At 69.9% G+C, this 12,428-nt stretch carries 12 protein-coding genes; 5 read left to right on the top strand and 7 right to left on the bottom strand.

What is annotated here, in order from left to right; all coding sequences use genetic code 11:
- Positions 1-26: 26 nt before the first annotated feature.
- The 4 genes from ACFWDI_RS02610 to ACFWDI_RS02625 all read right to left on the bottom strand — a co-directional run bounded on the left by ACFWDI_RS02610 (position 27) and on the right by ACFWDI_RS02625 (position 4,215).
- Entirely contained in the window at positions 27-1,217 is a 1,191-nt protein-coding gene (locus tag ACFWDI_RS02610) for a beta-N-acetylglucosaminidase domain-containing protein (protein ID WP_385300891.1), read from the bottom strand.
- A 393-nt stretch (positions 1,218-1,610) separates the two neighbouring features.
- Entirely contained in the window at positions 1,611-2,348 is a 738-nt protein-coding gene (locus tag ACFWDI_RS02615; protein WP_385300892.1) for an FAD:protein FMN transferase, read from the bottom strand.
- Between the two features lie 31 nt (positions 2,349-2,379).
- Positions 2,380-2,826, bottom strand: a complete 447-nt coding sequence (locus ACFWDI_RS02620) for an FMN-binding protein (protein WP_385300894.1) — start codon at positions 2,824-2,826, stop codon at positions 2,380-2,382.
- A gap of 24 nt (positions 2,827-2,850) precedes the next feature.
- Positions 2,851-4,215 (bottom strand): ferric reductase-like transmembrane domain-containing protein, encoded by a 1,365-nt coding sequence (locus tag ACFWDI_RS02625; protein WP_385300895.1) that lies wholly within the window; start codon positions 4,213-4,215, stop codon positions 2,851-2,853.
- A 190-nt stretch (positions 4,216-4,405) separates the two neighbouring features.
- Here ACFWDI_RS02625 and ACFWDI_RS02630 point away from each other — a divergent pair, with 190 nt between their 5' ends.
- Together ACFWDI_RS02630 and ACFWDI_RS02635 are read left to right on the top strand one after the other, a co-directional pair.
- Positions 4,406-5,221, top strand: coding sequence for a response regulator transcription factor (locus ACFWDI_RS02630; RefSeq protein ID WP_385300896.1), 816 nt, complete (start codon positions 4,406-4,408; stop codon positions 5,219-5,221).
- Positions 5,218-6,666, top strand: coding sequence for a sensor histidine kinase (locus ACFWDI_RS02635; protein ID WP_385300897.1), 1,449 nt, complete (start codon positions 5,218-5,220; stop codon positions 6,664-6,666). The genes ACFWDI_RS02630 and ACFWDI_RS02635 overlap by 4 nt, the downstream gene beginning before the upstream one ends.
- Before the next feature lie 103 nt (positions 6,667-6,769).
- Here the strand turns inward: ACFWDI_RS02635 and ACFWDI_RS02640 are convergent, their stop codons facing one another.
- Positions 6,770-8,395 (bottom strand): aminotransferase class I/II-fold pyridoxal phosphate-dependent enzyme, encoded by a 1,626-nt coding sequence (locus tag ACFWDI_RS02640; RefSeq protein ID WP_385300898.1) that lies wholly within the window; start codon positions 8,393-8,395, stop codon positions 6,770-6,772.
- Between the two features lie 73 nt (positions 8,396-8,468).
- Here ACFWDI_RS02640 and ACFWDI_RS02645 point away from each other — a divergent pair, with 73 nt between their 5' ends.
- On the top strand, positions 8,469-9,401 hold the full coding sequence (locus tag ACFWDI_RS02645) for a LysR family transcriptional regulator (RefSeq protein ID WP_385300899.1): 933 nt from the start codon (positions 8,469-8,471) through the stop codon (positions 9,399-9,401).
- Positions 9,402-9,427: 26 nt separating this feature from the next.
- Here the strand turns inward: ACFWDI_RS02645 and ACFWDI_RS02650 are convergent, their stop codons facing one another.
- Entirely contained in the window at positions 9,428-10,156 is a 729-nt protein-coding gene (locus ACFWDI_RS02650; RefSeq protein WP_385300901.1) for a class I SAM-dependent methyltransferase, read from the bottom strand.
- 222 nt (positions 10,157-10,378) lie between these two features.
- On the opposite strand from ACFWDI_RS02650, the gene ACFWDI_RS02655 reads away from it, so the two are divergent.
- Positions 10,379-11,173: a putative protein N(5)-glutamine methyltransferase gene (locus ACFWDI_RS02655; RefSeq protein WP_385300902.1), complete on the top strand. Its 795-nt coding sequence runs from the start codon at positions 10,379-10,381 to the stop codon at positions 11,171-11,173.
- Positions 11,174-11,284: 111 nt separating this feature from the next.
- Here the strand turns inward: ACFWDI_RS02655 and ACFWDI_RS02660 are convergent, their stop codons facing one another.
- Positions 11,285-11,854 carry a PadR family transcriptional regulator gene (locus tag ACFWDI_RS02660; RefSeq protein WP_385300903.1) on the bottom strand — a complete coding sequence of 190 codons (570 nt, stop codon included), beginning with the start codon at positions 11,852-11,854 and terminating at the stop codon, positions 11,285-11,287.
- 101 nt (positions 11,855-11,955) lie between these two features.
- Between ACFWDI_RS02660 and ACFWDI_RS02665 the strand changes: the two genes are divergently transcribed.
- Entirely contained in the window at positions 11,956-12,387 is a 432-nt protein-coding gene (locus tag ACFWDI_RS02665) for a nuclear transport factor 2 family protein (protein ID WP_362685163.1), read from the top strand.
- Positions 12,388-12,428 lie beyond the last annotated feature (41 nt).

A 12,428-nucleotide genomic window follows, 5' to 3' on the forward strand; every position in this document is an offset into this window, starting at 1 on the left:
CATGCGCGCCGCAGCCCGCCGCAGCGTCACCTTGCCGTCCACTGGACGACGATCCCGGGATCGAGATCCTGCGCGATGCGTCGCGTGTAGTCGGTCCTGGACGTTCCCCAGTACTGGCTCGGCATCATCTGCAGCGGCTCGGCCTCGGGGCGCACCGCGATGAACGCCTTCTGCACGGCGTTGGCCAGGTGCGCCTGGGCGCCGGCGGCGGCCGCCGGTCCTGTGCCGAAAGCCGCCCGGTCCTCGGCGCAGTTCCATCGCTGGTCGTCGATGTCGTCGAAGGCCACGACGAAGCTGCGCACGCCCAGCTCCCACAGCGACTCGAACTTCGCGGTCAGCGCCGCGGCCTCGGACGGCTGCGAGTAGCGGACCGACAAGCCGGGGGAGAGAACGTAGCCGAACGAGACATGGTTCTCCCGGGCCCGCCGCACCAGCTCACCGATCCGGGCGAGTTCGTGCGCCGGGTAGGGCTTGCGCCATTCCGTCCGCCGGTAGGGGTCGTCCTTTGGTGCGTAGACATAGGAGTTCAGCTTGTGCCGGCCGAACCGGTCGAGATCGGCGAGGCGTTGCTGATGCGAGGGTGACGGTCCGTAGAAACCGTCCATCGCCCCGCGCCACCGCAGCGAGGGCCAGTCACGGATCACCACGCCCTGCAGCCGTAAGCCGTGCACCAGCTGACGCAGCGTCTGGGCGGCGTAGTACGTACCGGCGCCGTCCGCGCCGCTCAGCACGATCCGGTCGCGGCCGTCCCTGCCCTCGCCGACCGCGAGCACGTACCCCTCGGCGGCCATGGTCTCGGCGCCCTGCACACCCAGCGCGCGCAGCGCGCCGGCGGTGGCGACGTTCTCCTTGTGCCCGCCCACATGGACGGTGAGCCGGGCGCCGCGTACGGGAGATTGGTCGTCGACCTGATGGATGGTGCGCACTCCGGCGTCGCGCAGCACCTCCCGGACCACGGCGAGTGCGGAGGCGTCGGTCGACGGGCCTTTCACGAGTGTCACGGCCGGTGGAATGCGCACCTCTTCCGGTCGGCTCTTCGCCGACCGGGGCTTCGGGTACACGGGCAGGGGTCCGTTCGCCTCGGCGGCGGAGGCTTCTCCGGCGTCCGCGGCGGTGACGTCGGCCGGGGCCAGCAGGCTCAGCATCAGCGCGACGGCATGAGCGCCGCGGGAACGCCAACTGGGCCGGAGCGCCGTGGGTGTTGATCCGATAGCCATCGCAGAGCCGCCTCCTCGTCGATATCCCGGTAAGGCAGGACTGGACCACTGACTGACATCGTTGTCAAGATTGGCCGACAACGGTGCTGTGCATGCAGATGTGCTTCATGAGCCCGTGTACACGGCGAAAGCGCCGTCTGGCTTGCTCGCGATGGCGGGCGACGGTCGCCTCGGCACCGGCCCTGTTCTGTTCATCCATACCCACGGATTCAGGGACGGCCTCCGAGCACCACGGACTCGTCCGCACGCTACCTCTGCCGGCCGGAGTCGTTCAGCCTGTGACGAAGTGTCACGTCATAGACGTCGTGGATGAGGCAGACGTTCGGGAACTTGCGACCACGGACCCGGATTCGCAGCAGTGGCCGGCGCCGGGAGAGCGGCCTCGAGGTGCCGTCAGCCGTTGGCCGGAACCAGGCCGTGCTCCGCGAAGCCGGGTGTCCACCAGACTCGGGCATCCGCGGTGCACGCGAACGCCTCGATGCCGTCGAGCGTCCGGATCCACTCGCGTGCCTCGTCGCCCATCGCGAACGCGGCGGTGGCCATGGCGTCCACCTCGGTGAGATTCCGTCCGACCAGAGTGATCGAGGCCAGCCCGGTCGCCGGCCGTCCGCTGTGCGGGTCGACGATGTGGTGGCCGCGCTCGGCGCTGCCTGACGTCGCCACCGCCAGGTCACGGCCGGAGACCGCGGTGACGAGCTCGCCGGGCTGAAACGGATGGGCCACACCTATGCTCCATGGCCGACCGGGGCCCGCCTCGCCTCGTGCCTGGATGTCACCACCGCCGTTGACGCAATGGTGCCGGGCCCCCGCCTCGCAGAGAATCTGTGAGGCCCGCTCCACCGCCCAGCCCTTGACCATGGCGGACGGGTCGAGTCGCCCACCGGGAGTGAAGGTGAACCACCCGCCGCTGGCGCGGGCGGCAGCCCGGCACAGATCGAGTACTTCGGCCACCTCGTCGTCGCACTGGCCGACGGTCAGCTCACCGCGCCCGAGGCGGCTGATCTGGCTGTCCGTGCGGAAGGGGGAGAAGACCTCGTCGACCCGGTGGAGCCACGCCACCGCTTCGGTGAGGGCCTGGTGGACAGCCAGGCTCGGCTCGCTCCGGACCACGAAGGAGAACACAGTGCCCATCACATGCTCCACATGACGCATGGCCTCGCCCTCACCCATTGGCCCGGTCCAGCGCGCTCTGCAGTGAGGAAACGTATCCCTCGCTGGTGAAGGTGGCGCCGGACACGGCGTCGATCCGGGCGCTCTGCGCGGCCAGTGCCTCCTGAGTCAGCCGGGCCACGGCGCCGGCGCTGGGGCCGGCTTCGTGCACTCCTTGCAGGACGTCCACCGAGGTCAGCCGGCCCTGGTTCATGGTGATCTCGACCTGTACCGCTCCTCCTTGCCCGGCGTTGACCGTGTCACCGGTGAAGGTGCCTGACGGCCGGCCGGAGTCGGCGGCGCCCGACGGACTGCCACCGGGCGGTGGGCTCGTGGATGTGCCGGCGGAAGACCTGACCGGCGGCGCAGCCGCCACTGCCGGATTCTCCTGCGGTTTCAGCGCAAGTATCAGCACCACACCGGCGACGGTCGCCGTGGTGGCCATGACAGGTCGGCTCATGGATCGGTTCACAGCGGTTCCTCCTCAGAACTCGAACGACTCGTGGTGAATGTGGCGACGCGGAACTCCGGCGTCCCGCAGGGCGTCCTTGGCCGCCGCGGTCATCCCCGGCGGCCCGCACAGATAGACCTCGTGTTCCGCCAGATCCCCGATCGCCCCGCACAACGACTCTGCCGTCAACGGCAGAGCGCCCTCGCCGACGGCGTACAGCACCCGGGTGCCACGGACAGCGGCAATCTCGTCCAGCTCACCGCGCAGCGCCAGGTCCTCCTCGCGGCGGGCGTAGTAGAGCAGCGTCACCTCGCCGTGCAGAGTCTCGAACAGCGCACGCAGCGGTGTTATGCCGACACCGCCTGCGAGCAGGAGAACCTTCGACCTGCTGCGGCGGGCGGCTGTGAAGCCTCCGTACGGCCCTTCGGCCCAGACCCGGGTGCCGGGCCGCAACCGCGCCACCGCACGGCTGTGGCCACCGGCCTCCTTCACCGTGATCCGCAGGTAGCCGGCATCGGGCGGGGCGGACAGTGAGAAGGGATTGGCCGTCCACCACATCCCCGGGGTGAGGAATCGCCAGCGGAAGAACTGGCCGGCCTCCGCGCCGAGCCGGTCCAGGTTCCTGCCGGTGAGGTAGACGGAGACGACACCGGGGGCCTCACGACGGACCTCGGCCACCCGCGGCCGGTGACGCAGCGCCCGCAGCAGCGGGCTGAGCAACCGATACCGCAGCAGCAGCGCCGCCGTCCCGAGGTACAGGGTGTACCAGGCCACCCGGGCCGGACGGTCCGCCACGAAGTCGGCGCCGTTCGACAACTGGTGGAAGAAGGCCAGACAGACCGCGAGATAGGTGCAGAAGTGCAGGTAATACCAGGTCTCGTAGCTCAGGCGGCGCCGCGCCGCGCGTGCTGACACTCCGCCCACCACGACGAACAGAATCAGGCCGATGGTGCCCTTCAGCATGTCGGGGTAACGCAGCACCAATGTGGTCGTCTGGTCCACGACGCCGGTCGTGGAGGTGACGGAGTACCCCCAGATGATCAGCAGCGTATGGGCGAGGGCGAGGCCGACGGTGTATCGCCCGCCGATCGCGTGCCAGCGGGCGAGCCTGTCGGTGCCCACGCCCCGATCGAGGGCCGGAATCCGCGCCATGAGCAGGAGCAGGACGGCGCAGGTGTAGCCGGCCAGGAGTCCGGTGATCCGCCCGGCGCCCGTCAGCCAGCCGTCGACGCCGACGACTGCGGGGGTGTGCCTCCACCACAGGCTGAGTACCGCTGCCGCACCGGAGTAGATCACCACCAGGACCGCAGGGGCGGGCAGCCTCCACCGCCGTCGTTTCGGCGGCGACGCGTGCCGGGGCAGGGACGCGGCCGTACCCGTGTGCTGGACGGTGGTCATCAGGAATCCCCTTCGGCTGGACATCCGGGCGTCGGCCTGGCATTCCGGGGGCGCCAGGGCGGCCCGGGAACCGGTCGGTGGCTCACCCTGGCAGCGGAATTTCTGGGTTTCCTCTGAACGCGGGCCCTCAGCGGTTCAACCGGTGGACTCAGAGGAAACTCAGAGGTTGGGACGTAATACTGCGAGGACCATGGAACTGCCCGACACCCCCGCGACCGACGACTCCCCCACACCGTCTGCACCCGACCTTGCCGACAGACGGACGACCGAGGCCTGTGCCCCCGCACCTGCCGGTCTGCGTCGCCCCAACGGCACTCACGTGCGGGTACTCGTGGTGGACGACGAACCCGATCTGGCCGGCATCCTCTGTGACGTGCTGCGTTCCGAAGGCTGGGAGGTCAGGGCGGCCGGCACCGGCCAGGACGCGCTGGCCACCGCCTCGCAGTTCCGCCCCGACGCGGTGGTGCTGGACGTGATGCTCCCCGACATCAACGGCCTGGAGGTGCTGCGCAGGCTGCGTGCCGCGCTGCCGGAGGTGTGCGTGCTGTTCCTGACCGCGCGAGACGCCGTCGAGGACCGCATTGCCGGGATCACGGCAGGCGGTGACGACTACGTCACCAAACCGTTCAGCTTGGAGGAGGTGCTCGCTCGGCTGCGCGGGCTCCTGCGCCGGGCCGGAATGACCCGTACGACGGACGGAAGCACACTGCTGGCCGTCGGCGACCTGGTGATGGACGAGGACGCCCGCGAGGTGTCGCGCGCCGGACAGGTGGTGGATCTGACGCCCACAGAGTTCGAACTGCTGCGATTCCTCGTACGCAACCCGCGGCGGGTGTTCAGCAAGGCACAAATCCTGGACCGCGTGTGGAGTTACGACTTCGGCGGCCAGGCTCATGTGGTCGAGCTCTACATCAGCTATCTGCGCAAGAAGATCGACGCCGGACGCACCCCCTTGATCCATACCGTGCGCGGCGTCGGCTACGTACTCAAACCGGACGCACGATGAAACGTCTCCCCCTGCCGTCCGCCCGCAGCCTCAGAGCACGGCTCACTCTCGGTCTGGTGGTGCTGCTTGCCCTGAGCTGCCTGGCCGTCGGCGTCGCAACGACCGCCGCTCTGAAAGGGTTTCTCGTGCGTCGGCTCGACCAGCAACTGACGGCGGTCGGCGGCCATTTCCCGGCCAGCCTGGATCCGGCCCGGGTGTCGGAGGCGTCCGCCTCGGGCCCCGATACCCGCGGGCAGTCCGCGGGCACCTTCGGCGCCTGTGTTCTGCGCGGTTCGGTGACCCAGGCCGCAGTGGTGCGCGACCGGACAGAGACCGCGGTGCCGCTGAACGCGTCCGACCGCAAGAATCTGACACACATACCCGCAGACGGCCAGGGCCGCAGCGTCCACCTCTCCGCGCTCGGCGAGTACCGGCTGACGGGAATCCGCGGCCCGGCGGGCGATGTGCTGATCACCGGGCTGCCGCTGCAGCCGGTGGAGGACACCGTACGCCGACTGCAACTGGTCGAGGCGGTGGTGTTCGGCGCGGCCCTGCTCGCCGCCGGGATCGCCGGAGCGCTCGGGGTGCGGCTGTCGCTGCGCCCGCTGCGGCGGGTGGCCGCCACCGCATCCCGGGTCGCCCAGCTCCCGCTCGGCGGCGGCGATGTGGCAATGCCTCAGCGGGTGCCGGACACCGATCCGAGGACCGAGGTGGGCCGGGTCGGCGGGGCGTTCAACCGGATGCTGCAGCACGTCGAGGATTCGCTGGCGCGCAGGCACGCCAGCGAGCAGCGGCTGCGCCGCTTTGCCGCGGACGCCAGTCATGAGCTGCGCACCCCGGTGGCTTCGATCCGCGGCCACGCGGAGCTCGCGCTGCGCAGCCGGGCGTCGGTACCGGGCGAGGTACGCCACGCTCTCGTCCGGATCCAGTGCGAGTCGGTGCGGATGGGCGAGCTGGTGGACGATCTGCTGCTGCTGGCCCGGCTCGACGCCGGACGCCCGCTGGCCGGCGAACCTGTGGACCTGACCCGGCTGGTGCTCGACGCGGTCAGTGACGCTCGCGCCGCTGGACCGGAACACCGGTGGGTCCTGGAGCTGCCGGAGGAACCGGTGGTACTCCGCGGCGACGAGCGGGGGTTGCAGCAGGTGCTGACCAATCTCCTCGCCAATGCCCGCACCCACACACCGGCCGGTACACAGGTCACCCTCCGGCTCGCAGAGCGGGACGGCAACGTGGAACTCGTCGTCCAGGACAACGGGCCCGGCGTGCCCGAAGCGCTGCAGGCCGAGGTCTTCCAACGGTTCGTGCGGACCGATGACGGCCGGGCGAGAAGCGCCGGCGGCACTGGTCTCGGGCTGGCGATCACCCACGCGGTGGCCACCGCGCACGGCGGGCGGGTCGATCTGACCAGCCGCCCCGGCCACACTGCCTTCCGAGTGTGCCTTCCGTGCCGGTTGGAACCGTAGCGTCGCCAAGATGCGCAGGACCCGCTCTTCCCTCGGACCCGGGTCTGGAGGGAGATGAGTTCGACAACCAGATGCCGAACGGACCCGGGTCCGTGACCTGATGTCAGTCCGCGGCGGAGTGCCGGACGGCCCGCGTGGTGGCAGCGGCATCGACGACGCTTGATGGGTCGACGACGCGCATGTGTGAGACGCACGGATCGACCGCGCCGCGTACATGGCCGCTCGGGGCCGACGCGGTCCGCTGCAGGAAACGGACCGTCTCGGCGGTGATGACCTCCCCGGGCAGCACATTGGGGATGCCCGGCGGGTACGCGGCCAGTGTGTCGGCGGAAATGAGACCGACGGCCTTTGCCGCGGGGACCACGCGGGTGGGGCTCATAAAGGCTTCACGGGCGGTGAGCCGGGAGGGTCCGGGCTGCGGCAGTGACAGCCGTAGCCGCTTGCCGGCGCTTCCGAGGCCGGTGGGTCCAGGACTGTCGCCAACTCCGGTGTTTCCCGTGCCGGTGCCTCCGGGGCCGGTGCCTGCAAGAGGTGACGGCAAGGCGTGCAGGGCCTCGATGAACCGGTCGGTGCCGGGGGCCGAACCGGCGCCGACCACCGCGACGATCGCCGAATCGGTGGCCACCTCCACCATGATCCGGTGGTCGCGCGACAGCCGGCGGCGTGCCTCGTGGCCCGGGATACCCCCGGCGCGAGTGTCGATGGCGATCCGCAGCGGATCGGCCGTCACGATGTCGGGGAAGCGTCCGAAGCCGTCGCTGACCACGGCGAACCGGCCGACGGAGCGGATCACTTGGCGTATCTCGTCCGCTGCCTCGACGGAGGCGCCGACGGCGTCGCGGCCTGCCATCAGCGTCATCCGGGCCAGGTCGAGGGAGGCCAGCAGCAGCGCGCTCGAGCTCGTGGACTGCACCAGCCGGAACGCCCGGTCGATCAAGGGCTCGAGCACGTCGGCGAACGGTCCGTGTCCGAGGTGCAGCATCGCGGACTGGGTGAGGCTGCCGGCGAGCTTGTGCGTACTGGAGGTCACCAGGTCGGCGCCCTGCGCGAGCGCGTTGCCGGGTAGGCGCGGATGGAATCCGAAGTGCGCACCCCAGGCCTCGTCCACGATCAGCGGGATGCCCGCGCCATGGGCCACCTCGGCGAGCGCGCGTACGTCGGCGACCGCGCCGAAGTAGCTGGGCGAGACAACATAGGCGGCCGCGGCATCGGGATGCCTGGCGATGGCGGCGGCGAGATTCTCGGCCGTCACACCATGGGCGATGCCCTGCTCCGTGTCGACGGACGGGCGGACGAAGGCGGCCTTCAGCCCGGACAGCACCAACCCGTCGATCACGCTGGAGTGCACGCTGCGCTGGACGACGAGGGTACGTCCCAGGGCCGGGGCCACCAGGGACGCGATGTGGTTGCCCTGCGAGGCGCCGTTCGTCAGGAACCAGGTGCGTCGCGCTCCCCACGCTTCCGCGGCCAGGGCCAGCGCCTCGTCCATGGGGGTGGCCGTACCGAGGTCGAGGCCTTCGAGCAGCGGAGGGAAGTCGAGGCGCAGCGGCTCGGGCCCGAAGGTCCCGGCGAGCGGGCCGAAGCTGTCGGGCTCGGCGGCGTGACCCGGGACGTTGAGGCGGAGCCAGCCCCGGCCGGCGTGGGTCCTGAGGGCCTCGGCAAACGGAGCGCGGCACTGTGCGGACACCGGCGGTGAGAGGTCGGGTACTGCTGTGGTTCTGGTGTTCACGCCGGTCAGCGTGCCAGCGCGAGACCCATAGAGGAATGCTGCAGTTCTCTGGGTATCTCCATAGAATGTCTATATGCTCGAGCTTCGTCACCTCCAGGTACTCAAGGCCATCGCGCAAGAGGGCTCGCTCGCGGGCGCCGCCCGCGCGCTGCACTACGCACAGCCCACCGTCACGCACCATCTGACCGTTCTCGAAGCCCACTTCGACGCTCCGCTGGTGCAGCGCGGGCCCCGCGGCGCCGTACTCACCGAACTCGGCGAGACACTGCTGCCGCATGCGGAAGCGGTCCTTGAACGGCTGCAGCTCGCCGAATGGGAAGTCCGCGGCCTGGCCGAGCGCGGCACCCGCACGCTGCGTATCGGCACTTTTCCCACGGCCGGTGCGCTGCTGCTGCCACCTGCCGTAAAAGCCCTGAACCAGAAGGGGGTTCATATCTCCCTCGCCGAAGGAGAACTGCCCAGCCTGCTGCGCGGACTGCGGTCCCGCGAACTGCAGGCCGCGCTCGTGTTCTCCCAGCCGGGCGACCGACTCGACCTGGACGAGGACTTCGAACTGCACCCGCTGCTGACCGACCCGCTGCTGCTGGTCATGCCCGACAACCACAGATGCGCGGCGCTGGACCGGGTGCCGCTGCAAGAACTGCGCGACGACGACTGGGTCGGTGCAGCGGATCCCCGCGATCCGTGCGACCGCGTCCTGTCCTGGGCCTGCGCGCAGCACGGCTTCGAACCGGTGCATGTGATGCGGACCGACGACTACGCCATGGTGCAGGGCTTCGTCGCGGCCGGCACCGGCGTGGCCCTGGTGCCCCGCCTCGCACTCGGCGCCCCGCGCGACGACCTCGCCGTACGGCCGCTGGAGGGGCCACCGCTGGCCCGCGAGATCAGCGTCGCGATCCTCCGCTCGACCGTCGCACCCAGCGCACAGGAACTGGTGGCCGCGCTCACCCGGCAGGCCGGACACATCACGAGGCAGTGGGAGTCACACGTCAAGGACGCAGGCTGAGCGCGTGGCCCGGTGAAGCCCTGTGCTCACGCTCGGCGCGCGACCACCACAACGCAGCGAGGACTGCCGTCCGGCAGCCGGCCGATCTCCGGCAGTGGCAGCACCTCCACGGCGAACCCTGCCTGCGCCAGTTCGTCCAGCACCTCCGGCAGCCGGAACGTGCGGTAGTACATGATGAAGCGCGGGTGCCACAGCAGATTCCGTACGCGCATTGCCGCGTCGAAGCCCCACAGTGCCCAGTAGTGCCTCGAGCCCACTCGAGGCGGTGCCGGAACGGGAAAGACGAACCGGCCGCCGGGCTTCAGCGCCGCGTGCACCTGCGCGAAGAGCGTGGGTCGTTCGCGGGGCAGAAAGTGACCGAACGCTCCGAAGCTCACGGCCAGGTCGAAGGCCCGCCGGAAGGGGAGTGCGCGGGCGTCGGCCCGCACCCAGTTCACCGGCGCTGCCCCGGGGACATCCGGCAGAGTGGATCTGGCGGTGGCGAGCATGCCCGCGCTGAAGTCGACGCCGGTGACGCGTCCCTGGCACAACTGACGCAGGACACCGACTCCGGCGCCGGTGCCGCAGCAGATGTCGAGTCCGGCCGCGAACGGCCCGAGCGGCCGGACGGCACGTACCACCGCGTCCAGCAGACGATCCGATGTCCGGAACGATGTCTGGTCGAACTTCGGAGCCAGCAGGTCGTAGCCGTGCTCGGTGGACGAGAGCGCCTGCACGGCCAGTTCGCGGAAGGTGGGGCTCGTGGGGGTGAACATCACTGATGAGAATATCTGGGCACGGCGTGTTTGCGCCCGGGCGTCGACCGAACTGCGTGCCGCGGTCCGGCTCGGGTAGTGTTGCCGTCTCCAGCAGGAAACGTACCGAGGAGGTGAGACCCATTACCGCTGTACCAGGCTGGGTGCTCTCATCTCACGGCTGTGCGGTCCGTCAGGCATAGGTGACCGCGGGAGCGCCCATAGGCATCCCGAAAGGCTCGCATGTCGGTTTCACCGTCACTTCTTCCTCTTTCCGTCATCGTCACCAGGCTTCGTGCCGCCGGCTGTGTCTTCGCCGAGGACGAGGCACAGTTGCTCGTCTCCGCGGCACGCGACTCCGATCACCTCGCTGCCATGGTGGAGCGGCGAGTTGTCGGCCTGCCCCTCGAACACGTCCTTGGCTGGGCGGAGTTCTGCGGCCTGCGGATCGCCGTGGACCCCGGCGTCTTCGTACCGCGCCGCCGCACCGAGTTCCTCGTCGGCAGGGCCGCCGCGCTGGCCGGGCCGCGAGCTGTCGTCGTCGACCTGTGCTGCGGCTCGGGCGCGTTGGGCGCGGCGGTGGTCGCCGGCCTGGACCGGGCCGAGCTGCACGCCGCCGACATCGATCCCGCCGCGGTGCGGTGCGCCCGCCGCAATGTCACCGCCGCCGGAGGCCAGGTCTACGAAGGTGACCTCTACGAGCCCCTGCCCGGCCCGCTGCGGGGTCGCGTCGACGTCCTGCTCGCCAATGTGCCCTATGTGCCCACCGAAGAGATCGAGCTGCTCCCCGCGGAGGCCCGTGTCCACGAGGCCCGGGTGGCGCTCGACGGTGGCGCGGACGGGCTCGACGTCCTGCGGCGGGTGACCGCCGCGGCGTCACTCTGGCTGGCGCCGGGCGGCCATCTGCTGTTCGAGACGAGCGAGCGCCAGGCGCCGCGGGCCGTCGAAACCGTCGCCCGTGACGGGCTGATCCCGCAGGTGGTCAGCTCCGAGGAGCTGTACGCCACCGTTGTCATCGGAACCAGGCCTGCTCCCTAGGCGCCCGGTTCCGTACGGGTGGTCGCCGCCGGAAAGCGTTGTCACCGGCGGCGGCCGGCCATCCGGAGCCGGTGACGCGGGCACGCACATGGTCGCGTACTGCGCCGGTGTTCACCGCTCGGCAGGAGTGCTCTGCCTCTTCCGCAGGACGGCCGCGATCCGCAAGCACCAGTCCCGGTTGTCCTGTTCAAAGGCCAGACCGCGCAGGCAGGTCAGGTACGGCCCGATCCGCTCGCCGCGGAGCAGGAACTCCTCCTCGTCCGCGTCGCCGCGCATCTGCCGCAGAAGTTTGCCGAAGAGCTCGACCTTGGCCTGCGCGACAGCGGCTCGCTCCTCGAGCTGTTCGATCACGGGACCGGTGCCGATGCGGTCGGCGGCCTGGACCTTGACCAGCAGGTCGTCGCGGATGAACGAGGGTTTCGACGAGGCTGCCGCGAACTGCTCGAGCTCGGCGAGACCGGCCCGGGTGACCTGGAACAGCCGTTTGTTGGGCCGGGTCTCCTGTACCACCTGCCGTCCCGCGACCAGGCCCTCCTTCTCCAGCTTGGTCAGCTCGGCGTACAGCTGCTGCGGCAGCGCGTGCCAGAAGTTCGCGACGCCGACGTCGAACGCCTTGGCCAGCTGGTATCCGCTGTACTCACCGTCCAGGAGCGCCGCCAGTACGGCGTGCCGCAAGGCCATCGAAGCAGCCCCTTCCCATTCCTTGTCCGTCCCTGCATCATACTCAAGGAACTGACTAGTCATATTCTTGAGTATGAGAAGAATCAGGATCAGGAGGAGTCATGGAGACTGCTGAACGTTTCCGCGCCGCCGTGGAGGCGCGGGATCTCACCGCGCTCGACGAGCTGTTCACCGACGATGTCCGCTTCTACAGCCCCGTGAAGTTCAGGCCCTTCGAGGGCAGGCCGATGGTGCTGGGCCTCTTCGGTGTCCTGCTGCGGACCTTCGAGGACTTCCGCTACATCGGGCAGTTCGACGGCGCGGCCGAGACCAGTACCGACGGTGCGGAGGCTCCGTCGGAGATCCTGCTCTTCAGGGCAGCCGTGAACGGCATGCAGATCCACGGCATCGATCTGCTCCAGTTCGACGAGACGGGCCGGATCAAGGAGTTCACCGTGATGGTCCGCCCGCAGTCCGCGGTCCATGCGTTGAGCGAGGCGGTACTCGCCGGCCTCGTCGCGGACGGCCTCGTCCCCGAGCCCGCCGATCACTGATCGGCTCGCCTTCGCCGCTGCAGCCCGCCTGCCCGTGTCAG

Origin of the sequence: Streptomyces sp. NPDC060064 (genome assembly GCF_042736455.1) — a bacterium.
Taxonomy (GTDB): Bacteria; Actinomycetota; Actinomycetes; order Streptomycetales; family Streptomycetaceae; genus Streptomyces.